Consider the following 25091-nt stretch of genomic DNA (forward strand, 5'->3'; position numbering starts at 1 on the left):
CCATTATTCAGATCAAGTTCTTCTTCAAGTTGCGTAAATAACGGCTGCGAATAAAAAAGAAGTAAAGTCCCTGGACAGCCAAATATCCCAATAACACCGCCCCGGTCTCCACAGCAATAGATAAGTAAAACAACCGCTGAAGCGCAATAAAGGCAAACACACTATGCAAAATGGCTACCCCAACCGGAACAAAAAACAACAACGACAATTGTATCGTTACAATTCGGTTTAGCTCTTGATCTGTAAGTCCCATTTTGGACAATGTAGAATATTGATGGCGATCATGATCTAGATCTGTATACAGCCGGAAGTAAAGGAAGCTGCCTGCTGCAATGAAAAATACAGTACCCACCAGTAAAGAAGCGAATAGCATCGTGTTGTACAATGTTCTTTGTATTTCAAACAGCGTGCCGCTAACAACAATCGCGTATGGCGAGTTACTTTCATAGGACCGTTTCCCTTTATGAGCAAGATCCGCCGCTATACCTACTGTTCGCGGGAAATCATCCATGTAAAATCCTGTATACAAATCGGTCTGTACGGGATGAATAGCCTTGTAAAGCTCATCGCTAATCACAACACCACTGAAATCTCCCCCATCCCTTCCATCCAGCTCCGGCAATAGATATTCGGCAATCGGAACATGCTGGGTATAACCCATTTCTCGAATGGAAAGACCTTGCTTCAAGGTATATACCGGCTTTACTCTACCCGCTTGCAGACTCCTGTCTCGTTGCGAACCGATCATCACCAGTCCTTCATCTCTACTTAGAGGCTGCTCATCCGTCGTAAACCCTGCACGAAGCAGAGCAAGCTTATAATCACTGTAAGCAATCAAGGGAAGCCTTAACGTGCGATCTGGCCCGGTCTGAGATTCCACCTCTGCGTATTTAATCGGAATACTAAGTGTCTCATAGGGTAAACCGAGCGTTGTAAGCTCTTCCTGAATTTCGTCCAAATGCTGATCAAAAGAATCCTGCAATTGATTGCCTTTGGATACATAACCAACTGCTGCGGGATAGTCCAATTTCAACTCTCTGGAAAGCGTATGGATCGATGCGAATACTCCCACTGAAGTAAAAGATACTGCAGATACAATCGTCACCATAAAAAACATTCGGGCATTCTCTTTCCAGCGGTAAGACAAGCCCGATAAAGTAATGATATTCGTGTGGTTCCAATACAGGCGCCGGATCGCCTTAAGTAGTTTAACAGTGTAAATACTGAGCTGAGTATAAAAGAGATAGGTACCCGCAACCGTAATTATAACGACGGGGAACATCACCTTTTCAACCGAAGCCGCTTGTGCTGTAGCTGCCATAAAATAGCCCGTTAACAGCAATAAAGCAGACAGTATAGATAACACCAGGGAAACTTTAGGTTCCTCTTCTGCTTTTCGTTCTCCCTGAAACAGCCGCATCAGTGATTCATTCCCAATAAAGAAGAACGTGCTTAGCGAGATTAGAATAAATAACAGCGCAAAGCTACATATCGTTAGTACAAGCGCCTGCCATGGTAGATGAAACGTTAAAAGAGGTATCCCTAGAAAAGTAGATCCGATCATCAAAAACAACTTACCCAGAATTAACCCTAGTAAAGTACCTGTCAGGATGGCAGAGGTGCCGATCATCATATTTTCCAAAAATACCATCATGTTCAGCTGTCGCTTCGTCATTCCATGCATCAATAAAATCCCAAACTCCATCTTACGTGACTGCAGGAATGATCCGACCGATACAAGAACGAACAAGGAGCAAAACACATAAATAATGGCTTCTGCCGCCATCATTGTATGAGCAGCTGTACTATAAACCAAGCTCTTAGAAATATCCGGATGGTAAATAAACAATGCGCACACAAAAAAGATCATCACTGAAAAAGCACTGACGACAAAATAAGCCGCATATTTACGCTTGTTACGTGTAACATTCCTATAAGCGAATTGCCGAAAGGTCATGGCTAGTTCCCCCAAGCAGAGACAACATATCAATGATACTTTGGAAGAAGGCGCCTCTGCTGCTCCCCCTGTACATTTCACTATAGAAACGTCCGTCTTTAATAAAGATGACTCGGTTACAAAAGCTCGCGGCCACTGCGTCATGTGTGACCATCAGCACGGTTGCCCCTTCTTCCTGATTCACCTCTGTCAGCATATTCATGACTTCACCTGAAGCTTTGGAATCCAGATTCCCTGTAGGCTCATCTGCTAAAATCAATGAAGGACGATGAATCATCGCCCGGGCGATGGCGGTCCGCTGCATCTGTCCACCTGAAATCTCATATGTCCTTTTTTGCAGCAGATGCTCAATGTCCAGCATACTTGCTACTTCTTTCAATCTGCTCTCCATTTCCGTTACACGGACACCAGCAAGCGTGAGAGGCAGCACAATGTTCTCCTCTACAGTGAGCGTATCCAGCAGATTGAAATGCTGAAAGACGAAACCAAGCTCATGGCGGCGAAAGAGTGCCTTTTCTTTTCTGCTAAGCAAATTGGGATCTCGGTCGTTGATCAGAATCTGACCGGAGGTCGGCTGGTCGATGGTGGCGATCGTGTTGAGCAGTGTTGTTTTCCCACTCCCCGAAGGTCCCATTATGCCAACAAACTCCCCTTTTTCAACAGAAAAACGGATATGATTCAATGCCTGAGTGGACACTTTACCCTCATATATTTTTGATAAATTATGAACATCTAGAATGGGCAAGTGTTACCTCTCCTTCTTTCGACTGGATTGCCTTCATTATACAAAGTGTATACACAGGCTGCCATTTCTCTAACTTACAATGACCTTACATTTTTGTAAGGTAGGACTCCCTAAACACTATCCGTACGGTTGTGCCCTTACCTTCTTCTGAGCAAATGCTCACCTCGTGACCAAGTTTTCCGCAGATCTGTTTCACAAGATATAGACCCATCCCCGTGGATTCTTGAAAGGTTCGTCCATTCACACCTGTAAAATAAGGATCAAACACACGCGGTAGATCACCTGCTGGGATGCCAACTCCTTCATCTCGTATCTCCAGTACTGCTCTCTTTTCTTCTTGTATGTACCCATGGAAATATACATGTTTGCCGACTTCCGTCGTATAACGTATTGCATTCGTAATAATTTGCGTAAGCACAAAACTTAGCCATTTCTCATCTGTGGTTACGGCGATTCGCTCATCTATTTTAATAGTAGGAAATATACGGTTACGTATGAACAGACGCTTCTGCTCTGAGGTCACACTACGTACGAGGGTTTCCAAATCCAAACGTTCCACGTAAAAATCATGCTCAAAAGTATCTAGCCGAGCCGTATAAAGTACAGTGTCCAGTCCTTTTTTCAGACGGTCCAGTTCATCACCTATCGCCGTAAAAGGCGGTCCGTCTTTATCTTGAATCATCAAATGGATGACAGACAATGGCGTCTTCATCCCATGCACCCACTGATTAATAAAGTGAATATGTTCCTCCAGCTTGTGGCGGTAGCTGTGTAAATCATTTTTGTAGAGGCGGAATTGTGACCCTAGTAGTCCTCGTAAACTCACGGCAAGCGGAGAATCCTGTGATGGACCGCCAGCTTCATCTAGAGAGGTGGGTACAGTCTCCAGTCGTTCATAGAACGTACGATTGCTGATATACCGATAAGCGAGGTAGCCAAGCAGCAGACAAGTGCTGAGAAGAGCAGCGTACAGACTAACACTCACCCCACTGCCCCCATCCAGCCGATATACTAGTGTGATCAAGATGAGCTGTGCTAGATAGACAACAATTAAAGGGATCTGCTCCCTTAAAAATAGCTTCAATCCTCATCCCCCCAATTCGGAATCAAGCGGTAGCCTTGACCTCGAACGGTTTGTAGACCGTCCGTAATCTCAAGAGCGGCAAGCTTTTTACGTACACGGGTGACATAGACATTAAGCGTATTCTCATCCACAAAGGCTTGATCATCCCAGATTTTTTCGAGCAGTCTGTCGCGGGTAACGATAGTTCCCGACTTTTGCATCAGCTCATCTAGTATCTTGGCTTCCGTGTGACTTAAATCCACTTTGGCTTCTCCTCGGATAAGGACTAGTCGCTCCACATCCAGTGCCATTCCGGCAACGGTTAGAGTACGCTCATTGTTGCTTCCCGCATAGGTACCGTAGGCGCGTCGCAGCTGGCTTTTAATTTTGGCCATCGCAATTTCGTAATCAAAGGGCTTCGTAATATAATCGTCGGCTCCGTTCTCCAGCGCCATTACTTGATCCATTTTGCCATCGCGGGCAGATATAAAAAGGATAGGGCAGGTGGAAATCCCACGAATCTGGCGGCACCAATAATACCCATCGTATTTTGGCAAATTAACATCTAAAAGAACCAGGTGCGGAGCGAACGTCTCAAACTGAGCACGAACCCGCTCAAAATCATTCACAGCCTGTGTTTCATATCCAAACTTATGTAAATAATCCTGCAGCAGAGCCACCAGTCCACGGTCATCTTCTATAATAAATATTTTGAACATATCATGCCTCCGGTCACAGCCTTAACATTATAGTACGTGTTCAAAAAGTACGGTTTTCAGCACCGAGAAGATTGGATGAAGGTAGAAACTGAGGAGCGGAGCGTAGTGGAAGCTACGTGAGCACCGGAAGTTTCGCCTGAATTCAATATTCGATGTCGAATAATCTTCTTGGAATACTTCGTGATCAAAAGCGGACTTTTTGAACAACCTCTTATAAGGGCTTTGCCAAATAATATATACATCGCGGACAGGGTTAGTCAAATTGTTAAGGGGATGAGCGATAGATCATCAGCGTAAAGCTAGGCAGGTCGCCAAGCGTAACGTGAGGCAGATATATAATGGTTATGAATTAAACTATCCCAAGCCCAACCTCTAAAAAAAGACCCGTGAATGAGCATAATCATTCACGGGTCTCACTATATAGTTAGTTGCAGATACAGTAGCGGTGAACATCACAGAGTCGATAATACAAACGTCGAATGGTGATATCACATCGAACATAAGTAACCAATGTTTTGCTGAAGCAATTAGAATTGGATCCAGCTATTTCTACGGGATTTATACCGTTCTTTTGGCTGGATTCGCTCAATCCGGCCCATTTCTACGGGATTTATACCGTTCTTTTGGCCGGATCCGCTCAATCCGGCCCATTCTACGGGATTTATACCGTTCTTTTGGCTGGATTCGCTCAATCCGGCCCATTCTACGGGATTTATACCGTTCTTTTGGCCGGATCCGCTCAATCCGGCCCATTTCTACGGGATTTATACCGTTCTTTTGGCTGGATTCGCTCAATCCGTGCAAATCCAGGGCATTTTTACCCCTCTTTCGCTCTATTCGGGCTAATTCCCAGAAATCTAGGGCATTTTTACCCCTCTTTCGCTCCATTTGGGCCAATTCCCAGAAATCTAGGGCATTTTCACCCCTCTTTCGCTCCATTTGGGCCATTTCCCAGAAATCTAGGGTATTTTTGCCCCTCTTTCGCCCCATTTGGGCCAATTCCCACAAATCCAGGGCATTTTTGCCCCTCTTTCGCTCTATTCGGGCCAACACGCACAAGACAAGGGTACTTCTGCCCTTGTCTCCCCCTAATAAGCCCACTCCCTAAAACCGCTCATTCTCTGCCTCGAAAGTTCTACCCTCAACCTCGCCCAAGCCTATCTGCCATCCAGCAGATTGCCGAGTCCCCCAAGTACGCTGCCTTCTTCTTTGCGTCCGCTGTTACCAGCTGCGGACAGAATGCGGTCAGCCATACGGCTGAATGGCAGTGACTGCACCCACACCTTACCGGGTCCGCGCAGTGTGGCGAAGAACAGGCCCTCTCCGCCGAATAGCGCGGTTTTGACACCTTTTACAAACTCAATATTGTAATCCACGGAAGACGTCATAGCGACAAGACAACCTGTGTCCAACTTGAGCGTCTCTCCCGGCTGCAGTGTGCGTTCCATAACATAGCCGCCAGAGTGTACGAATGCAAGACCGTCGCCCTCCAGCTTTTGCATAATAAAGCCTTCTCCTCCAAAAAAGCCTGTGCCCAGCTTGCGCTGAAATTCAATACCGATCGAGACGCCCTTCGCCGCACAGAGGAATGAGTCCTTTTGACAGATCACTTTTCCAGCATATTGCTGAAGATCGAGCGGGATGATTTTCCCTGGATATGGGGCAGCAAAGGTGACACTTTTTCGTCCATAAGAACCGCTGTGTGTGAATACGGTCATGAACAAGCTTTCCCCTGTCAACAGACGTTTGCCCGCACCCATCAGCTTACCCATCAGTCCGCTTCCGCGCGTCCCCCCACTACCATCACCAAAGATCGTCTCCATCGTAATTTCCTGATCCATCATCATGAAGCTTCCAGCTTCGGCAATTACACTCTCTCCGGGGTCAAGCTGCACCTCCACACACTGAATTTCCTCGCCCATAATGACATAATCAATCTCGTGAGCACTCATCCCGCAGTTCCTCCTTATTATTAAAGTCACCATGTGACTCTTCGAATGAAAATTAATACGCGCGTTGTGATTCACGGTTTCGCCAATCATAACTATCCATGTTATTCGCCTATATCCAGCAAAAAAAGTCAACCAACATTCTGGCTGACCTTAATCGTAGTATCCCCGAAAAATGCAGGTTATCTCAGCCGACAAAACGACTACATCCAACAGGATGAATACAGTACCCACTTTGACTCCTACATCCACTGATCAGCAGCGACAAAATATCGTCTCATCCACTCGCGCCGCCACTTCGCAGACTTCCCCCATAGGTATGATGATTCAGACATATTCATTGCGCTGTTTTTCTTACTAATATCCAAGTTTCAACCATTACCCAATCAAGAGTATCTTTTTCAAGTCTTGATAATATGTTACAATACTTTTTATACTTAAACGTTTATTTAGTAGTCTAATTCTAATGATAAAGGTGAAAAGAATGAAACCACAATCGGAATATGCAATTCTGCTATACTATAAATTTGTAAAAGTGCCTGATGCCGAACAATTCGCTCAGGAGCATTTGGCTTACTGCAAAGAGCTTGACGTAAAGGGACGAATTCTCATCTCAGATGAGGGCATTAACGGGACACTGTCCGGTACGATTGCCCAAACCGAGCAATACATGAAGGATTTGCGCGCAAATCCGCTGTTTAGCGATATCGTCTTCAAGATCGATGAGGCTGATGGTCATGCCTTCAAAAAGATCTTCGTTCGTTATAAAAAGGAACTCGTGACGTTCCGGGTCGAGGATGAACTGGACCCTAACGTGATCACCGGAGAGCATCTGGCGCCTAAAGATTTCTATGAAATGATGCAGCGCGATGATGTGGTAATTCTGGATGGTCGTACCGGCTACGAATTCGATCTTGGTCATTTCCGTGGTTCCATCCGCCCTGAAGTAGACAGCTTCAAAGAATTCCCGGACTGGATTCGCGAGAATATGAGCGAGCTAAAAGATAAACCAATCCTAACCTACTGTACAGGCGGAATCCGCTGCGAGAAATTAAGCGGGTTTATGATGAAGGAAGGCTTCCAGCAGGTATACCAGCTGGATGGCGGCATTGTGACTTATGGTAAAGACCCTGAGGTACAGGGAGAACTGTTCGATGGAAAATGTTATGTCTTCGATGAGCGGATCTCCGTACAGATTAATCATACCGACGGGGATATCATTGTCGGACGTTGCCATCACTGCGGTCAGCCAGCTGACCAATTCATCAACTGCGCCAACGATGCTTGCCATCTTCAGCATATTTGCTGTGAGGACTGTGAAGCACAGCACAGTGGTCATTGCTCGGACGAATGCGAAGCTATCACGAATGCCGTGGGCTAAATAAAAGGGCAAGCTGGTCGCAAATTTCTCTACACGATTCAAAGACGAGCACAAGAGAGTCTTAAATTAACTAAAAGGTGGCGCACAGGATTTTCACTGTACGCCACCTTTTGTTATGAGCGAAACGTCCAAGCAACGCCCCTGAGATCTTCAACCCTTTTAATTACGTCACTTATCCAACAAAAAAAAGTCAACCAGAAATTCTGGCTGACCTTAAATGTAGTATATCCCCGAAATAAGCTGTTTATACAGCCTTATTCACATTACCGTACCATCATGCGGTTTACGCATCGTAGACTGAATCTTTGGCGCCTTCACTAACTTTGGTTTGCCTAAAGAGGTTGTAAAGGTGATCACATAACCTGCGACAACTACCGCCATCACCGTATACATCGTTTCTCTAACAGGCATATAAAAGAGTGATAATGCCAGAACGACTACGTCCAACATGATGAATACTGTACCTACTTTAATTCCCTTCCATTCACTTATCAGCAGCGACAAAATATCGTCTCCACCACTTGCGCCGCCGCTTCGCAGAATAATTCCCGCGCCTAAACCTGTCAGTACGCCAGACAAAAGGGCTGCTAATGCCAAGTTGCCCTGCAAGTTGATGACCAAACCGGAATAACGTTCCATGAGTCCGTAAAAGATTGTAAAAGCTCCTACAGAAACAAAGGTGTTACACACGAACGCTTTCCCTTTGAACATCCATGCAATCAAGAGTACTGGAACGTCTAGAAGCAGAGTTGAAATTGAAGGTGAAATTCCTAATACATATTTGCCGAGTAGCGATAATCCTACGAATCCACCCTCAGACAAATGGTTCTGAAAATTGATGTGATAATAAGCAAATGCAAGCAAAAATGTTCCAAACAAAATGACTGTCAACCGGAGCAGTACATTCACTCCGTAATTGTGGTTCCTCATACAGGTCTCCCCTTATCGTATATGGCGGCTAAACGTCCCACCAACCTCTACGACGGGTAAAACCGGAGGTATTGCTCCTTCGCATATATATACTCCTTCCCCTCGCAGAGGCGGTTCGTCGAGTAACAACGGTTCACGCACCTTCTACAGGGAAGCTAAGTATAAGACAGATCATAACGTTTCCAAATCGTCCTTTGGGGAATCGTCCTTCGGGGACACATGGTATCCTGATCCTTTCTGTAATTTAATAAGTTCTGAATACATTATACCACGGAGATCCCCTACTCTAAACACTTCGTTATAAAAATAGGCAGGAATCACTCCACGGTACGCAACAAACGATTGACTGTTTCGCGTCTCACACCGATCAATTGTCCAATTTCTTCCTGTGTCAAAAGCTCTGTTAGCGCTGCGCCATGAGAGTAGTCATTGAACCAACGGGTTAAGAGCTCCATACGTTCTGCGGGTGTTCCAACAGTAAGGTGATCAAGCCGAGTCTGCATAAACCGTACCTTCTCCTGAAGAAGGATAGCGATCTCCATCGCTCGACCTGGCTCATCCCGTACCTGTTGATACCATTCCGCTGAAGGAACTGCCTCCACCTCGCTCTTCATCATCGCAACCGCTGTTCCATGCGCCTCCTTTGGCGAAATGAGTGAATGATGGGGAACCATCTCACCAGGATACAAGATGTTGAACAACACCATGTTCCCATTTTCATGAAGCCTTGTTACCTTGAACAGCCCATTTTTCACCTTATATAAGAATTCGCAGCTGTCCCCTTGACGGAACAAGACTTCCCCCTTGTGCAGTATCATCTCGCTCGCTCCTTTGCCCTCTTGTTATATATATTTTCAATTATACAAAAATAAACCTCAATGAAGGAGATTATTCTCGCAAGGGTTGAGGGGCATACGTGGTCAAAGTTTAGGTAAGAAGAACGCCTTCGGCTTCCTCTTAGGGACGATGATCTTTTCTGCGAAAAATAGAAGAATAGTTTTTAGCGTAAGTATAAAAATTCTTATATTTCAAAAAAACTGCCGAGCACCAGAAGAAGCGTCTGGCACCCAGCAGTTCAAATTATTTATTTTATTACTTTGCCTCAAGAGGTTTCTTCCATAATCCGAGCATTAATCCGGAAATAACAGATCCGATCAGAACGGCCAATAGGAACAACAACGCATGACTCGAAAGCGCGGCTACAAAGATCCCACCATGCGGTGCTGGAACGTTGATATTCCAAAACTGAGTGAGACCACCAGCTACGGCTGAACCTAGGATACAAGAAGTCAGGACACGCAGTGGATCGGCAGCGGCGAATGGAATCGCCCCTTCTGTAATGAACGATAAGCCCAATACATAGTTTGTTAACCCTGATTTACGTTCTGATTCTGTAAATTTGTTCTTGAAGAAGGTAGTAGCCAGCGCTATTGCAAGTGGAGGAACCATACCTCCTGCCATTACAGCCGCCATCATGAATCCGTTAGTATTTCCACTGGTAGTGAATACCCCGATGGCAAAAGTGTAGGCCGCTTTATTGAAAGGACCTCCCATATCAATAGCCATCATTCCACCGAGAACGAGACCCAGAATTACTGCATTAACGGTTCCAAGATCGTTAAGCCAATTAATGAGTCCTACGTTCATCCAGCTAAAGATCGGATCGAACAGGTAATACATCAATCCACCGGTTATCAATAGACCAAATACCGGATATAACAGAATCGGCTTTAATCCGTCGAGCGTTTTTGGCAGACCTGCAAACAGTTTGCGCAGACCGATAACAACATAACCAGCCAAGAAACCCGCAGCCAGACCGCCGAGGAATCCAGCGTTGGAATTCAAGGCCATGTAACCGCCAACCATACCTGGCATCAGGGCTGGACGGTCACCAATACTAATCGCAATAAATCCAGCAAGAACCGGAATTAGGAAATGGAAGGCACCATCACCGCCACCAATCGTCTGCAGCAGTTGGAATAGAGGGTGATTCTCTCCACCGACTTGTTCAATCAGGAAGGAGATCGCCAGCAGAATACCACCGCCGACTACAAACGGCAGCATGTGGGAGATACCGTTCATTAAGTCCTTGTATATTTTACTCCCGATACTGCCGGACTTCTCTTTCGACTCTCCTTCATTACCACTACGACCTTCATTATGGTAAATCGGTGCATCGCCGTTCATTGCTTTGCGAATGAGCTCTTCCGATTTGCGAATACCGTCACTAACCGGTCTTTGCAGTACTGGCTTACCATCAAAACGGGCCATTTCCACTTGTTTATCTGCTGCCACAATTACACCACTTGCACGCCGAATCTCATCGGGTGTTAAGACATTTTTGGCACCTTCTGAACCATTTGTCTCTACACGGATATTAACACCCATTTCCAGAGCCTTCTTCTTGAGCGCATCTTCAGCCATAAAGGTATGCGCAATTCCAGTAGGACAAGCAGTAACAGCTACGACGAATGCTTGGGAATCCGGGTTGCCGACGATTAGCTTTTCAGGTTCTGACTTCTTGACAGCAGCTTCAGCAGCTTCGCTCTCTTTCTCCTTGGCTTCTCCTTCCGCCTGCTTCGCATCGAACAAGGCGGATACCTCATCTGGCGTTCGGGTATTCATCAGCTGTTCAATGAATTCACTATCGATCAACAGTCTGGACAGCGAGGCCAATGTTCGAAGATGCATGTTGCCCGCTCCTTCTGGGGCGGCAATCATAAAGAAGATCCGAGCCGGCTCATCATCAAGCGATTCAAATTCCACGCCCGTCGCACTCTTGGCAAACACAACGGTCGCTTCATTCACCGCTTTAGTCTTGGCATGTGGCATTGCGATACCGCCACCAATCCCAGTACTGGACTGCTCTTCACGCTTGAGGATCATCTCTTTAAATAGAACAGGATCATTGATACGACCACTTGCGGCAAGACTGGCAATCAATTCATCAATTGCACCTTCCTTAGTGGTTGCTTTTAAATCCATAATCATTGTATCTTTTATCATCAAATCCGTAATTCTCATATCTTCCAACTCCCTTGAGTACTTTGAATGCTGTTAGCTTACACTTCTGAGATGTTGATCAGCGGTCTCAGCTGCTCAATGAATGCTCTATCTGCCAGGTCATCAGAGAAAGCTGTTGCGCTACCTGAGGCAACACCTGCACGGAAAGCTTCCATTAAATCTCCAGTCAAAGAAAATGTGCCAACGAATCCAGCGATCATAGAATCGCCCGCGCCTACAGAATTTTTTACTGCTCCTTTTGGAGCATTGGCGTGATATACCCCCTGTTCCGTAATGAACAAGGCACCTTCACCAGCCATTGAAACTAACACATGCTTCGCGCCAGCTTCGAGCAGCTTGCGGCCATAAGTAATAATTTCTTCCTTAGTCTGTATCGTAACGCCGAATAGCTCTGCAAGCTCATGATGATTAGGCTTAACGAGCAACGGCTGATGAGGGAGTGCCTTTTTCAGCGCTGAACCTGTAGTATCAATAACAAACTCGGCCCCTCTTTGCTTGCATACAGATATCAACTTGTCATAGAAATCAGCACCCAGTGAAGGAGGAACACTTCCGGACAATATCACAACATCGCCTGCATTCAGAACAGCCATCTTCTGTAATAATGCCTCTGCCTCCGTATCTCGGATGATGGGCCCTGCACCATTAATCTCCGTTTCCTCTCCATGCTTAAGCTTGATATTAATTCGGGTATCATCAGAAACAAATACGAAATCACTTGAAATCGACTCTTTCCGCAACCATTCCTCAATATATCGTCCAGTGAATCCACCAAGGAAGCCTATAGCTTTATTCTGAACCTCAAGCTGATTTAACACGCGTGATACGTTGATCCCTTTACCTCCAGGAAGCTTCAAATCACGTTTCATCCGGTTTAAGCCACCTAGTCTCAAATCTTCAACTTCCACGATGTAATCGATGGAAGGATTAAGCGTTACTGTATAGATCATAATTATCCCTCAATTATTTTGGTTTTCTAAGCCATAGATTACCGGCTAAACATGCGGCAAATGTAATTTCTCCAAACGATCTTACAATGATTCCATACCACTCAAATTAAGACATTTTCTAACCGTAGAACATCCTCCACCTAAAGGTCATACCAGCGAGAAATCTACGCCCATTTGCGTAATCTCACGGATGAACTTATCTGACGCACCAGAATCAATAATGCAGTGATCCATTTCCGTCACGTCGGCAACCTTACAGAAGGATACTTGACCGAGCTTGCTATGATCAGCCAGAAGAATTACTTGCTTCGCAACCGAAATCATCTTACGTTTGGTCGCTGCTTCAAGCATATTAGGTGTAGTGATTCCTTCTCGTAAGTCTAATCCGTTGGTTGCAAGAAAGGTTTTATCAACTCTTACCATCTCTAAAGAGCGTTCTGTCATCGGTCCTACAAAAGCCAATGTATCCGGCCGCAACATTCCGCCTGTAATCGAGACTTCTATATTGCGACAATCCCGCAGTTCATTAAGCGCCATAATCGAATTCGTAATGACTTTGATATTAGAAAAAGCCCTCAGCTCTTTGGCAATCTGTAGCGTTGTGGTTCCAGCATCCAGCAGAATAGCATCGCCTTCCTGAATCATCTCTACAGCCTTGCGTGCTATCCTCTGCTTCTCATCCAACAATCGATCTTCCTTATCTGGATAAGTCGCCTCAAAGTTAACGCTCTGCAGGGAAACTGCCCCGCCGTGCGTTCGTTTCAGCAACTTGGCTTCTTCAAGCTCTTTCAGGTCACGGCGCACAGTAGACTCAGACACGCCCAGTTCCTGACTTAGCTCCTGTACCGAAGCTCTTGAATTCTTTTCCACAAAAAGCACGATTCTTTGTTTTCTCTCTTCCTCAAACAACATCGTGGTTCGCTCCTTTAAGTTACAGTGCTATCCCATTTATTAAATGCGCTTATCTTTGGAAATCCATGACCATTATTTGATTATATCTGACTGTTATTGATCATTTGTGCTCGTTTATGATTTTAACAGCGTTTTCATCATCTGTAAAGCGCTTTAACATTAAAAATCATACTCCGGCAAAATGTAATAAATGGAATGATTTCATGCTTCGCTCAAGGTGAAACAGGCCCATAAGAAAATTACATACCAATTGCCTATCTCCTCACTGGTGTTTAAAACATATTAATACTACATATAGGAAAAAGCGGGTGATCAGAAATGGCCAACGGAAGAAACAACAAAAAAATGGGCGGTAACAGCAACGCTAAGAGTAACGGAAATAGTAATGGAAAAAACAACGGGAACGGTAATAGTGAGGAAACAGCAGAATTAAGTGCTGAAGATTATGAAATCATTGCTGCCGCACTGGCCACTTTAGGGGAATTTTTTGCTTTTTTATCTCTCGTCAAGGCAAGACAAGTTACGAAGGAAACCGGAGGCGAGATTGAAGTACCAGAAATATTCACCCTTTCCACGAAGAAGAAACCTTATAGACGGAAGTTAAGATGATCCACAAAGCCCCCGAGTGATTTATATGATGATGTACAGTTATGTGTTGTGAACAACTTACTTGGCGTAGCCTCAGTCATTGGGTCATCCTCCACGGATATGCCAAGAACTACCTATAGGAGAGTAATCCATTCTTTTGAATCAAGTCATGTGAATTAGGGTTATTAAACTACATAGATTATATTTTGAACTTGGGGGATGTTCCTATTGCAACAACAGAAGTATTTTCGGACAAGTCTTGCTATTATCGCTTTTTTACTTATTTTGTACTTGGGCTCCAAAGTAATGTTTCTATTCGCACCACTGGCTGCCATTATCAGATTATTACTCGTTCCCATGGTACTATCAGGTTTCATGTACTACTTATTACGACCGTTAGTAAGAGTTCTTGAGAAAAAAAAATTAAACCGGGCGTTCTCCATACTGCTCATTTATTTCTTATTTGCCGGTTTGTTTATTCTCTTCTGGATTCTAGTCTGGCCGACACTGCAAGAACAAATTCAGAACTTTATTGATAACACGCCTTACCTTGTTCAGGGATTACAGGATCAGTTCAATGCATTAAGGGATAATCCGACACTCTCACGCTTTTTCCAAGGGGACTCCGACATAGCTGCCCGTATATCAGAATATCTTAGCGAGGCTATTACTTGGGTAACCAATTCGATGTCCAATTTGATCGGCGTAGTTTCCAGCATTGTTATTCTAATCGCTACCTTGCCCATCATTTTGTATTACATGCTTAAAGATGACTATAAGCTGTCACCAAAACTACAGGGCTTAATCCCTAGAAAGTACCGTAAAGAAGGCAAAGAAATGTTCGGAGATATCGACAGCGCACTGAGCAGTTTCATCGTCACACGTGTGGTGCTAAACGTCGTACTCGGTATTATGTTGTATATCGGTTTCCTTATCATCGGATTGCCTTATTCACTGCTGCTCGCAGTAATTTCAGTACCGCTCAATTTCATTCCTTATGTGGGTTCTTTCCTTGCGGGAGTACCAGTAGTTATTGTTGGATTCATTGAATCACCTACGATGGCAATATGGTCGCTGGTCGTCATATTCATTGCACAGCAAATCCAAGATAATGTACTCTCACCAATCATTTACGGCAAATCATTAGATGTGCATCCACTGACCACGGTCCTTCTTGTTCTTATAGGTGGAGATTTCTACGGTATTATTGGTGTGCTTATTGCGCTGCCCGTCTATATGATTGCCAAAATTATTTTTCTGCGAGTGTATGAGATTATTGTTGCAGATCGAGAGGAAGAGGCTGAGCCTCTCAAGCATGAGAATCTATAGCACTTACGAACTGAATGAGGTTCCATAAATAAAAAAAGGTACGTCTCCAATTGGAGATGTACCTTTTCGTGCTTCTTTATAGGATTACTGAAATTAACCTCGCAAAGAACGAACTACAAATATATGATTGCCTTTCATAAGGTTCTGTCCATCCTGAAGTGTAACTGAACCTTTGGTATGCGAAATGATGGTCGTATTCAGAGCAATCAGCCGATCTTCTTTCCAAACACTTACAGCCGATTTAAAATATACTGCATTATCAAATTGCTGCCGTTCCCTCATCACATAACCCACAGAATGCAAGACTGGAGGCAGTGCTCTTTCTCTAGGAGCCAAAGCTTTAATGACCACAATATCCCGAAATGGCACAGCAATTTCCTGATGACCGATGACCGCTACAGAAGCGGAAAGATCCCATTTGCGAAGAATGCCTTTCATGATCGTGTAAGGTTCGTCCCCGCAGTACATGATAACCGGTTTACCAACCCAATGCTTCATTGCTCCCTCCCCCTTCCCAACATCCCATTAGTTATATGTCCGAAATGAACCAATCGATTCCTTTCATTCCCTTCGACTCCAAAAACTGATTGACCTTCGAAAAAGGACGGCTACCAAAGAATCCACGATACGACGAGAGCGGACTCGGATGTGGAGACTGAATAACCTCATGACGACTTTGGTCTATGAAGGCACCCTTTTTCTGTGAATGACTTCCCCATAAAATAAACACCATCGGCGTAGTTCTTTCATTTAACTTCTTCATTATAGTGTCTGTGAATGTCTCCCAGCCTAGACCTTTATGAGAATTCGGCTCTCCCTCACGTACCGTTAGTACCGAGTTGAGCATAAGCACTCCCTGTTCTGCCCATCGCAGTAAGGATCCGTGATTTGGAATTGGTACACCGATACCCTCCGATAGCTCCGTATATATATTACGCAGTGAAGGCGGTATACGCACCCCCGGATTTACCGAGAAGCTTAAACCTTGTGCTTGTCCCGCTCCATGGTATGGGTCCTGTCCCAAAATAACAACCCTTGTCTCACTATAAGGTGTATGCTTTAACGCCGTGAACAGTAATTCTTTTGGCGGATAGACTGTATGTTCCTTATATTCACTTTCCAGATTAGCCATTAGCTCCAGAAAATAGGGCTTTTGCATTTCATCCTGTAATATCTCATCCCAATCGTTGCCGAACATCCCCAATTCTCCTCCTCTAGCCGAAACCCAGAACCTTACTCTAACTATTTCCGACCATAATCTGCTTTAATTTCGCCCCACTCTTTAGTCTGCCACTTAAGCACTTTATTGTCATATGTATTGGTTTGCAACCAATGCTCTGCCCGATCAATAAGTACCCATATTTCCTCTGTTGAAGCATCACGTGGCAAGGTTGTAGCAACCTTTTTCTGCTTTACCCACTTCATTGCATTCACAGAGTCACTGTAGACCGTTTTAGTGCTTCCTTCTTTCTTCAGGAGCGCCAAAGCATGCACAATCGCTAAAAACTCACCTAAATTATTAGTGCCCTTCTTGATCGGCCCACAAGAGAAGATAATATCTCCGGTTTGCGTATCCACACCCTTATATTCGACGGGACCCGGATTGCCACGCGTTCCTACATCCACAGAAATGCTGTTGTAATCGATCTCCTCTGAGGTCTCCACTGTAGCGCTTCGTTTAAAAGAACTTGTCCCCTTAGACTTAGCCGCACCGGATGCTGATGACCCTGTACCCCAATTACCTTTCCAACCCGCTGTGTAAGCCGCATCTGCCGCCGCTTTAGATTCATACGATTTATATTTGGCTCCGGTATAGTGATCGGTCTGCGCCTGGCATTCCGCCCAAGTGCTATAGACTCCCGGCTGCTTGCCTTCCCATACTACATAATATTTCTGTTTAGCCATTGGTACAGCTCCTTTTTTCACCTTAACTTATTGTAATCCAAAATGCTTCTTCATCAAAAGAAGAATGTTATTTTTCGTGAATTCCTTCGAATAATTCATATTTTCCAGGTCATACTATACGCCAGAGATGTCCAGGCCTATATTACCATTTGTAGAATGATCGGTAAATATTATTGTGTACTTAAACAGAAAAGTCTTCAGCGTCTCTCAAGGACGGTAAGCGTTTGTGCTTACACCACATTAATACTAACTAATCAGTCTATATTAAGCTCGTAGGATATCAGTACAATTACTCAGGGAGGTTATACAGATGAGAAAGATAGCAAGCGTAGCCGCAGTATTTGCAATTGTGCTGTTAGTCGGATGCGGAAACTCAACCAATAACAATGCCAACGTTACCCCTACCGCCACTACTACACCTGGTAACACAAATAACGCTGGCAACACTAATAACACCACTGATGCTGTAACCTCAGCGTCGGTAGTGGATAATGAAGAGGCCTTTAAAAAGGCAATCAGTGCGGACGGTACTTGGATTGCTGCTACGCTGAAAGACTTAACCTTCACCGAAGATCTCGTACTGGACGGGCAATTCACGAATAAAGATGAACCTGCTCGAAAAATCGCTCTCTACACACAAGATGCAGAGCACAATATCACTAACTCCTATAAACTAACTGCACCAAAACTTACGATCAAAAGTAAAAACGCCCGTATTCAAGGCGGCACATTTATTGGTGATGTATACGTCGAAGCAGATGGCTTCAGTTTAGTAAATGCAACGGTTGAAGGGAATGTTTACTTCGCAGATGCTAAGTATCAATCCACCTTCGATACCTCGGATCAAGGAAAAGTAACGGGTGTTACAGAAGTGAAAAAATAAGTAAAAAGGTGCTCTCAAGTCGATAAGACCTGAGAACACCTTTTTTTCATGACTTCATTATTCTTGATAAAACCCATTTTTGAAAAAGGTATACCATCCATCGATTTGTTCTAATGGCATAACCTTTAACTTCTTCAAGACTTCCCTTGTAAATTCCAAAGAAGCCGTACCATTAGCAGTAATGATATTGTCACTCGAAACGGTCTGTTTTTCTAAAAAATTTGAGTGTCCTTTATAATTAGGAGCGAACTCTTTTAAGTAATCTAATGAATTTCCAGTGTGAGGAATCTCATCTAAATAGCCACGTTCTGCCAAAAAGGTTGATGCGTCACATATAGCCGCTATAGGAGTTCTATTCTGTATACAACTTTCAATCACTGGAGTAATCGCTGAATTATCTTTCCAACTCGTACCTCCAATTAAAATTAACATTTCAAACTGGGCGGGTAAACTATCTATAGTATAGTCTGGAATAACAGTAAATCCTCCCATAGATTGTACATTGTCGCTATTTAAAGAAACTGTCTTAACTTTGTATTCACTTTCTGGCTTGTTTAGTTCGGCACTTATATAGCCAGCTTCCCAATCTGCATATTCATTAGAAATAAAAATCAATACTTCTTTTTTCATTTACTGATCCCCCTCAAGTTTCAACAACGTATCTGCAACTTCCCGCCCGTTAACCAACAGGACAATCCGATGTTCCCCGGGATAATGACGACGAGTGGTTAAATCCGCCCAGCGATGTGTCCGTTTGCCTGACAGAATTGTACCCCCAGGTACTGTTTTATCCGATAGTAAGAAAGATTTACGAGAGGTTCGACCTGTAGCCTTCACGAAATAGATGCCATATTCTATTCGTACACGGGCAGGAGTTCCTTCACAAACTTGAAGTTCGTATTGTAATTCAGAGTTTTCTCCAATTCGCAATTGGGTAGGATCAATCGTTATAGAAGCACTCGTTATGAGTGGTGTTGCTTCGTCTGCTTGCTCCGCATATCCGAATAAAGCCATAATCTCCGGATTAGCTTTACGGATTAAAGAACGACAACCATGCCGCACAATCCAGTCTGTGAGGGGATCTATACCTATCCAGCGGCGAGCTGTCTCAAGTACCACCTCCGGGTGATCCTTAGCAATATCGTTCAGATTGTTAGCCACGCTTTTGCGCACATATAAGGAGGAATCCTTCTTCAGTTGCTCAAGTACAGGTAACACAGGGGCTGGATCTACCTTAAACATTGGGAGCGCCTGTCCCCATGGTAGACGAGGACGACACCCCTCACTTGCTAACCGGCGCACATGCTCATCGGGGTGCTTCGACCATACTAACATTTGCTCCATCATCCGCTCCGGTTCACGCAAGAGAAACGGTCTAACCGCAAACTCTGCTGATGATTTCGGTGTGAACCTTTCCAGCGCCTGCATAGACAGCTCCCAATGCTCAGCCCCTTGACCAAATACCTCTACAAAATCTGGAAAGATCAAGTATGGAAATCCCACACAATCCTCAGTAATAGCGAACAGAATCGCCAGCGCTTCCTCATAAGGAAGCTGTAAATGACTTCCCAGTGTCTCCGTAATCCGCCGCATCCTTGCCTTCAGTTCGAGCGTATCCCAAGGTTCAGCCATAGCCGAAATTACAAATGCATCAGTGTCGAAAACACTATGTACACTGCGAATCTTTTCGCCAAAACCATGCAGAAATTGTTCATTGTACATCGCTTTTAAAGGTTCAGCCATTGTGTAACCCTCATTTTCTTCTATAAATCATCAGAAGTTAATCTGTTATGAAATCGTAGCACACCCAATTTGACAACAGTGTGTCAACTTCGGCTATTCCCTAATCTAGAACATAAACCTGCCTAGTATCGAGATTAATCATTCGACTTCTCGTATCATTACGCGAAATATAAATAGGTTGTCCGGTAGAGTCGATCCAATATGAGATGGGAATCGAAATTCCACAATTTCGGTAAGATCCGTCAGCATGGCTTGTCCCAATAATCATCGTGTTATATTTCACAGCAATCCTAGTGGCTTCCTCGATCCATAATTCAAATTGTTCTTCGCTGAACATGCCTACCCCAATCGGATGTGCGATGAAATCTAACGACTTAGCCTGTCCTTCCAAACCAACATATCCCTGCAGCAGCTCAACGCACAGCAAATAACCAATACTGAGGCCATCCGCTTCCGCAACTGACGGGCGATACAGCTGTTCATCCATCGGCGATTTGGCTCGTTCCAAAATGATGTCCCCAGAAGGATGAATCATTAGCGCTCTATCCTTGTTATTGCTGTTCCTATATCCTGTAATGATCAGCTTTTTATATGTTTTGGCAACTTCACATAAGGTCTTTACACTGGCTTCATCTGCTACATAACCTTCTGGATACAACACCGCGTCAAAAGAATCCTGTCTGCTCATTTCTTTGAGCAAATGCTCCAAATGGGGGTCATGATTAGGTTGCGCTACGAGTAATCTCATATTTCCCCTCCAACGGTTAATTAATTAGCACCTTCACCTGTTCTAAGCTTTGCTCTGCACGACTGTTCAAAGCTCTCTTATCTTTAAGGCCAAGCTCCTTAAGCTCATGTCCAGGGTCAATGACCAGCGGCTGTGAGATTACATTTTCGAGAATTTGCACAGCAACTTTACAGGCCTCAAATAATAGTTCTTTTGGGATCACTTGTTTATGAGAGCCAATAATTCCTACCAGTTTCTCTGCGTAGATCAATCTAACCAGACTATCCGCACTCATCATATTCCGCGAGGCAAAAGAAGATACCTTCTCCACAATCCAGCTGTCTTGATAGTTTCTCGATAAGGCATCTAGTGCAGTAATTGCATCCCAATCTCGGATCGACAACTGCTCGGCGTACGCCAAGGCCATTTCATTGAGCCATTCTATCTCTTGTTCTCTAGGAATTTCAAAACTCTTATACTCTTTCAGCAAACCTGCCTTATGCATATCTAAAAAATGACCCAGAAATCGTGTGTATAACTCCTTGGCTCTTTGTAGCTGTTCTGTCATTTGGCGATCATCCTTTCACTACACAAATCATATCCGTCCGCAGGTTTCTTTTCAAACCAGAAAGTAAAAAAAAGACAGACAGCGAAACAACTTCGCTACCTGCCCTCGGATGATCTTCAGATTTTAATACAATTACAACCAAATTTCGCATATTTTTGACCGAAATCAAGTAATTCCTCCTCAAATTCATCCGCAAATCGTGGTAAAATAGTTCCTTAGGATTATTTATATTCATACATGTTGAAGATATCACCGGAGGGAATACCATGCCACATACACTTAATAAAAATATTGATTTTTTCATAGCTGCTTTATCCCAAACTTATATCACTGCCCTACAGCTTGATCCTGATGGAATGTATTCTGAGGTTGCCTCAGGAATCGTTGAAGAGTTCTCCGATGTACAGGTACGCCTTAGAAGATATGACGGCTCCGTATCACACTATGCTAGGGACAATACAAAATTCCAGCGCAATAAAGGTTAGCTGAGAATGCATGCCAAAAAGACGTGACTGGAGAAATCATCTACAATGATCTTTCCTCCCGTCACGCCTTTGCATCCTCTATATCCTGCTAGTTAAGTACAATCCATTCCCCTTCGGCATTCGCTGACTGTACTTCCGCCTCTATGATTTCCAAAGAATCTGCTGCACTCTCAGGCGTACAAATGATAATAGGCTTATCTTGAATAATCGCATCCAAGAAATAGACCAGCTCCCTGTAGTAGCCCGCATCCGGGGAAAGCTCTACCGTGAAGCCTGCTCCATCATTAGGATTCACCTTGACTCCACTACCATCAAATACAACATTTCCTCGCTCGAAGTTAACCCTGTACCCCATGTAGAATCCAAAGTCGCCCTCCAGCGTCCAGTCCACCTGAGCATTGATCACCTTTGCATCCTTATAAAAATAGTGTGTAGAAGCAATATCATATCCGCTTCCCGGTAGAACATTTCGTCCCAAGGTCGATACTTTATCCGGTCTGCCGAACAGATAGTTAATCATATCCGTATCGTGAATATGCATATCCACAATGCATCCACCGCTTAGCTTCTCATCCAGAAACCAATCTTTAGGAGCCCCTGAACCACGGTAGAAATATCCTTCTGTCACTTTACCAAATTGCTCAGTTTCCACAACTTCTTTCAAATATTCATACCCTGGCCAAAAACGCAGGCACTGCCCGATCATCAATTTCTTTCCACTGCGCTCCGCTGCTTCTACCATTTTCTGTGCTTCTACTGAAGTTCTAGCCATCGGCTTCTCACAAAAGACATGATATCCTCGATCCAGCAGCGAACAAGCCATTTCAGCATGCAGGTAAGTAGGAACTGCAATATCGATCATATCCAGTTCCTCATTCGCTATCATTTTCTCCAGATCATCATAGAGACTGTAAGCTGTTAAATCATACACTTCTCGAGCGGTACTCATATTGCCGTCCGCTTTACCGTCTTTCAATTCCTCAATTCGCAAGTCACAGATGGCTTTAAGGGCGATGGGATGCCCCTCTTCCGTTAAGCGAACATAATTATCAAAATGCATCCGGCCCATAAATCCAAAGCCAATCAAACCTATTTTCAACATAGTGAAGCCTCCCCAGCTAAATGATTAATAATTAAACAAGCTCTATCCAAGCACCTTCCAGCCCAGCGGATTGTATCTCAGCCTCAATGATTGCTATAGACTGAGCATCACCTTCCCCCTTACTTTAAGCTTTGAAAGTGGTACGTCCGAGAATGGCATCCATAGCTGCAGAAGTATTAAAAATAATTTGCTCCGTATAATGTGTGTATGACGGTATCATTTCACCGGTAACATAATTGTTGTATCCAATGTCTTCAAGCGCTTTCATAACTGCTGGATAATCGACATCTCCGGCAAGCAGATCAACAAATCCATGAAGCCCACCAGCCGTCCGACGGTAATCCTTGAAATGCACCTTTTTAATTCTATGGGCTAGAATCCGTATCCACTGCTCTGGATAACCGGAATGCACGATATTTCCAACATCAAGATAGGAACCTACATAACTGGAACCGACCGTATCAATAAAAGTACGTAATTCAAGCGGAGACAACAGGAATTTATTCCACACATTTTCAAGACCAATAGAAACGCCTGCTTGCTCAGCATCCTTGGCTAAATGACTAATCGCTTCCAGCGCTCTATCATAAGCTTTTTCATAATCAACAACCTCACAGCCCTCGATGAAATCCACACCAACAGCGCCAGGGATGACAAGAATTGTATCTACACCTAGCGCAGCCGCCAGCTCCAGTTGCTTTTTGCATACGTCGATTGCCTTGGTTCGATTCGCTTCAGATTCACTAGTCATCGCATAAGACCAATATAGACCTGTTGCCAGCCCCGCGATCTCCAGACCCGTTTCATTAATAGAATCACGAAGGATACGCGCTTCTTTCTCAGTGGTTTGCAGGCCAAGTTCACCTGACTCATTTAATGACAGCTCGATCCCCTCAAATCCAGCCGCTTTGGCTAGACGTACGCATTCTTTAATTTCAGTTCCTTCGCGAAACGACCAGATGTTTATTCCCTTTTTCATTTGAATCCTCCTCCTATTTGTTCTTTTCCGTTTTCCACTTCCTAGGCTTAGATGCACTTTGTATCCTTTAATTATTTATATTATACTAGATTTAAAATTCGATTTATTTAGGCGAAGAAGAGACTTTTTGCATTATTCCGGTCTATTCTATTAATCATTCAGGAGGCAGTGACATGTCTGACAAAGATCCCTCTTACCCACTGAGAAAGCAGGTACCCTCTCGTGATTGGGCACCCGGAATTCACTATGCACAATTGCAGACACTTCCACCTTGCACCTTCCAAAGAAGAAGGCTATATGACTTCGAGCTACTATATGTTCGCCAGGGCAAATTATTAACAAAGATGGATACGGAAGAATATATACTGAACGCTGGGCAGCTAATTTTCCTCTCATCTGGGGTATATCATCAGAATATTATCCTGTCAGATTCAGATACTAAGCTTATTGGAATCCATTTTGATTTCTTTGGGGAATCAATTATTACACATGATGAAGATATGGTAGTTAATGAGGATGAAGTCATACACGATAAATTCGCCTTTGAAGCCGTAACTGTCCCCTTCATGCCATTGTCACAAGAACCGATCTACTCCCCGCCACCCGAATGTGTTCATGCCATGGAACAGCTCGTTCATGAATTCACTATGCGGCCTGCCGGCTATGAGTGGGTCTGTCGAGGGCTACTACTTGGTATTCTGACTTCGCTGCTTCGAACGCAAAGCTCCCGAGATGCAGCTAAGTCATCAGTTCACACCGAGCGGATCAGGGCATTAATAGACGAGATAGAAGAGCGGTTAGCAGAACGCTGGACCAATAAATCCATGGCCACATCCATGAATATGCATGAGGACCATTTTGCCAAGCTCTTTCGAGAGGTCGCAGGTATGCCTCCCGGAGAATATCTCCGCTCGATCCGGCATAGGGAAGCGCGTAAGCTGCTGCGAGAAACGGATTGGCCGATTGAGAGGGTGGGCGATCAGGTCGGCTATCCCGATATCCATTATTTCAGCAGGGTGTTCACGGCGAATGAGGGGATTTCTCCGCGGGCGTATCGCAAGTTGTCCCGGATTCTCTAGATACGGAAACCCCAGAACATCTCAATCCAAGTAAGAAGAACTCGCCAAAAACATTGCGGTTGATGGATTCATG

General features: G+C 44.3%; 26 protein-coding genes and 1 pseudogene. 6 read left to right on the forward strand and 21 right to left on the reverse strand.

What is annotated here, in order from left to right:
- Window positions 1–7: 7 nt before the first annotated feature.
- The 6 genes from ACFWMP_RS18820 to ACFWMP_RS18845 all read right to left on the reverse strand — a co-directional run bounded on the left by ACFWMP_RS18820 (window position 8) and on the right by ACFWMP_RS18845 (window position 6436).
- The gene (locus tag ACFWMP_RS18820; protein ID WP_379424456.1) at window positions 8–1957 is read right to left on the reverse strand and encodes an ABC transporter permease; all 1950 of its coding nucleotides are present in this window, start codon (window positions 1955–1957) and stop codon (window positions 8–10) included.
- Entirely contained in the window at window positions 1932–2702 is a 771-nt protein-coding gene (locus ACFWMP_RS18825) for an ABC transporter ATP-binding protein (protein WP_379424457.1), read from the reverse strand. Before ACFWMP_RS18825 ends, ACFWMP_RS18820 begins: the two co-directional genes overlap by 26 nt.
- A gap of 85 nt (window positions 2703–2787) precedes the next feature.
- A complete protein-coding gene (locus ACFWMP_RS18830) occupies window positions 2788–3786 on the reverse strand; it encodes a sensor histidine kinase (RefSeq protein ID WP_042190583.1) in 999 nt (332 codons plus the stop codon).
- Window positions 3783–4484: a response regulator transcription factor gene (locus ACFWMP_RS18835; RefSeq protein ID WP_379424458.1), complete on the reverse strand. Its 702-nt coding sequence runs from the start codon at window positions 4482–4484 to the stop codon at window positions 3783–3785. The genes ACFWMP_RS18830 and ACFWMP_RS18835 overlap by 4 nt, the downstream gene beginning before the upstream one ends.
- A 585-nt stretch (window positions 4485–5069) precedes the next feature.
- The gene (locus ACFWMP_RS18840; protein ID WP_379424459.1) at window positions 5070–5423 is read right to left on the reverse strand and encodes a hypothetical protein; all 354 of its coding nucleotides are present in this window, start codon (window positions 5421–5423) and stop codon (window positions 5070–5072) included.
- 218 nt (window positions 5424–5641) lie between these two features.
- Window positions 5642–6436 carry a TIGR00266 family protein gene (locus ACFWMP_RS18845; protein ID WP_042190589.1) on the reverse strand — a complete coding sequence of 265 codons (795 nt, stop codon included), beginning with the start codon at window positions 6434–6436 and terminating at the stop codon, window positions 5642–5644.
- 481 nt (window positions 6437–6917) lie between these two features.
- On the opposite strand from ACFWMP_RS18845, the gene trhO reads away from it, so the two are divergent.
- Window positions 6918–7814, forward strand: a complete 897-nt coding sequence (trhO, locus tag ACFWMP_RS18850) for an oxygen-dependent tRNA uridine(34) hydroxylase TrhO (protein WP_042190591.1) — start codon at window positions 6918–6920, stop codon at window positions 7812–7814.
- A 258-nt stretch (window positions 7815–8072) separates the two neighbouring features.
- Here trhO and ACFWMP_RS18855 read toward each other — a convergent pair whose 3' ends face one another.
- The 6 genes and pseudogenes from ACFWMP_RS18855 to ACFWMP_RS18880 form a co-directional block, all read right to left on the reverse strand.
- Window positions 8073–8744, reverse strand: a complete 672-nt coding sequence (locus ACFWMP_RS18855; protein WP_379424460.1) for a YitT family protein — start codon at window positions 8742–8744, stop codon at window positions 8073–8075.
- A gap of 317 nt (window positions 8745–9061) precedes the next feature.
- Window positions 9062–9562, reverse strand: a complete 501-nt coding sequence (locus tag ACFWMP_RS18860) for a Crp/Fnr family transcriptional regulator (protein WP_042190595.1) — start codon at window positions 9560–9562, stop codon at window positions 9062–9064.
- 274 nt (window positions 9563–9836) lie between these two features.
- Window positions 9837–11768, reverse strand: coding sequence for a PTS fructose transporter subunit IIABC (locus ACFWMP_RS18865; protein WP_379424461.1), 1932 nt, complete (start codon window positions 11766–11768; stop codon window positions 9837–9839).
- A gap of 38 nt (window positions 11769–11806) precedes the next feature.
- Window positions 11807–12718: a 1-phosphofructokinase gene (pfkB, locus tag ACFWMP_RS18870; RefSeq protein ID WP_379424462.1), complete on the reverse strand. Its 912-nt coding sequence runs from the start codon at window positions 12716–12718 to the stop codon at window positions 11807–11809.
- 147 nt (window positions 12719–12865) lie between these two features.
- Window positions 12866–13405: a DeoR/GlpR family DNA-binding transcription regulator gene (locus tag ACFWMP_RS18875; RefSeq protein ID WP_331281445.1), complete on the reverse strand. Its 540-nt coding sequence runs from the start codon at window positions 13403–13405 to the stop codon at window positions 12866–12868.
- A 51-nt stretch (window positions 13406–13456) separates the two neighbouring features.
- A pseudogene (locus tag ACFWMP_RS18880) lies at window positions 13457–13639 on the reverse strand (DeoR family transcriptional regulator); the annotation flags it as partial.
- Window positions 13640–13948: 309 nt separating this feature from the next.
- Between ACFWMP_RS18880 and ACFWMP_RS18885 the strand changes: the two are divergent.
- A complete protein-coding gene (locus ACFWMP_RS18885; RefSeq protein WP_042190603.1) occupies window positions 13949–14239 on the forward strand; it encodes a hypothetical protein in 291 nt (96 codons plus the stop codon).
- A 198-nt stretch (window positions 14240–14437) separates the two neighbouring features.
- Entirely contained in the window at window positions 14438–15547 is a 1110-nt protein-coding gene (locus ACFWMP_RS18890; RefSeq protein WP_379424463.1) for an AI-2E family transporter, read from the forward strand.
- A gap of 93 nt (window positions 15548–15640) precedes the next feature.
- On the opposite strand, the gene ACFWMP_RS18895 is transcribed toward ACFWMP_RS18890, so the two are convergent.
- Genes ACFWMP_RS18895 through rnhA form a run of 3 tightly spaced genes read right to left on the reverse strand, consistent with a single transcriptional unit; the run spans window position 15641 to window position 17452 of the window.
- Window positions 15641–16045 carry a hypothetical protein gene (locus ACFWMP_RS18895; protein ID WP_042190609.1) on the reverse strand — a complete coding sequence of 135 codons (405 nt, stop codon included), beginning with the start codon at window positions 16043–16045 and terminating at the stop codon, window positions 15641–15643.
- A 31-nt stretch (window positions 16046–16076) separates the two neighbouring features.
- Window positions 16077–16745: a uracil-DNA glycosylase gene (gene ung / locus ACFWMP_RS18900; protein WP_379424464.1), complete on the reverse strand. Its 669-nt coding sequence runs from the start codon at window positions 16743–16745 to the stop codon at window positions 16077–16079.
- A gap of 44 nt (window positions 16746–16789) precedes the next feature.
- Window positions 16790–17452, reverse strand: coding sequence for a ribonuclease H (gene rnhA / locus ACFWMP_RS18905; RefSeq protein ID WP_379424465.1), 663 nt, complete (start codon window positions 17450–17452; stop codon window positions 16790–16792).
- Window positions 17453–17762: 310 nt separating this feature from the next.
- On the opposite strand from rnhA, the gene ACFWMP_RS18910 reads away from it, so the two are divergent.
- The gene (locus ACFWMP_RS18910; RefSeq protein ID WP_042190616.1) at window positions 17763–18335 is read left to right on the forward strand and encodes a hypothetical protein; all 573 of its coding nucleotides are present in this window, start codon (window positions 17763–17765) and stop codon (window positions 18333–18335) included.
- Window positions 18336–18392: 57 nt separating this feature from the next.
- On the opposite strand, the gene ACFWMP_RS18915 is transcribed toward ACFWMP_RS18910, so the two are convergent.
- From ACFWMP_RS18915 to ACFWMP_RS18930, 4 genes are all read right to left on the reverse strand, one after another.
- Complete coding sequence (locus tag ACFWMP_RS18915; RefSeq protein WP_379424466.1) at window positions 18393–18965, reverse strand: type 1 glutamine amidotransferase family protein; 573 nt, start codon at window positions 18963–18965, stop codon at window positions 18393–18395.
- Window positions 18966–20078: a DNA alkylation repair protein gene (locus ACFWMP_RS18920; RefSeq protein ID WP_379424467.1), complete on the reverse strand. Its 1113-nt coding sequence runs from the start codon at window positions 20076–20078 to the stop codon at window positions 18966–18968.
- A 100-nt stretch (window positions 20079–20178) separates the two neighbouring features.
- On the reverse strand, window positions 20179–20826 hold the full coding sequence (locus tag ACFWMP_RS18925) for a hypothetical protein (RefSeq protein ID WP_379424468.1): 648 nt from the start codon (window positions 20824–20826) through the stop codon (window positions 20179–20181).
- A 16-nt stretch (window positions 20827–20842) separates the two neighbouring features.
- Window positions 20843–21373: a hypothetical protein gene (locus ACFWMP_RS18930; RefSeq protein WP_341128864.1), complete on the reverse strand. Its 531-nt coding sequence runs from the start codon at window positions 21371–21373 to the stop codon at window positions 20843–20845.
- Window positions 21374–21639: 266 nt separating this feature from the next.
- On the opposite strand from ACFWMP_RS18930, the gene ACFWMP_RS18935 reads away from it, so the two are divergent.
- Window positions 21640–21858 carry a hypothetical protein gene (locus tag ACFWMP_RS18935; protein WP_042190628.1) on the forward strand — a complete coding sequence of 73 codons (219 nt, stop codon included), beginning with the start codon at window positions 21640–21642 and terminating at the stop codon, window positions 21856–21858.
- A gap of 88 nt (window positions 21859–21946) precedes the next feature.
- Here the strand turns inward: ACFWMP_RS18935 and ACFWMP_RS18940 are convergent, their stop codons facing one another.
- Window positions 21947–22960 (reverse strand): Gfo/Idh/MocA family protein, encoded by a 1014-nt coding sequence (locus ACFWMP_RS18940; protein WP_379424469.1) that lies wholly within the window; start codon window positions 22958–22960, stop codon window positions 21947–21949.
- Window positions 22961–23084: 124 nt separating this feature from the next.
- Window positions 23085–23939, reverse strand: coding sequence for a sugar phosphate isomerase/epimerase family protein (locus ACFWMP_RS18945; RefSeq protein WP_339242965.1), 855 nt, complete (start codon window positions 23937–23939; stop codon window positions 23085–23087).
- Window positions 23940–24112: 173 nt separating this feature from the next.
- On the opposite strand from ACFWMP_RS18945, the gene ACFWMP_RS18950 reads away from it, so the two are divergent.
- Window positions 24113–25018, forward strand: coding sequence for an AraC family transcriptional regulator (locus ACFWMP_RS18950; RefSeq protein ID WP_339242967.1), 906 nt, complete (start codon window positions 24113–24115; stop codon window positions 25016–25018).
- Window positions 25019–25091 lie beyond the last annotated feature (73 nt).

It is taken from the genome of Paenibacillus sp. NPDC058367, assembly GCF_042723305.1.
GTDB lineage: Bacteria > Bacillota > Bacilli > Paenibacillales > Paenibacillaceae > Paenibacillus_AQ.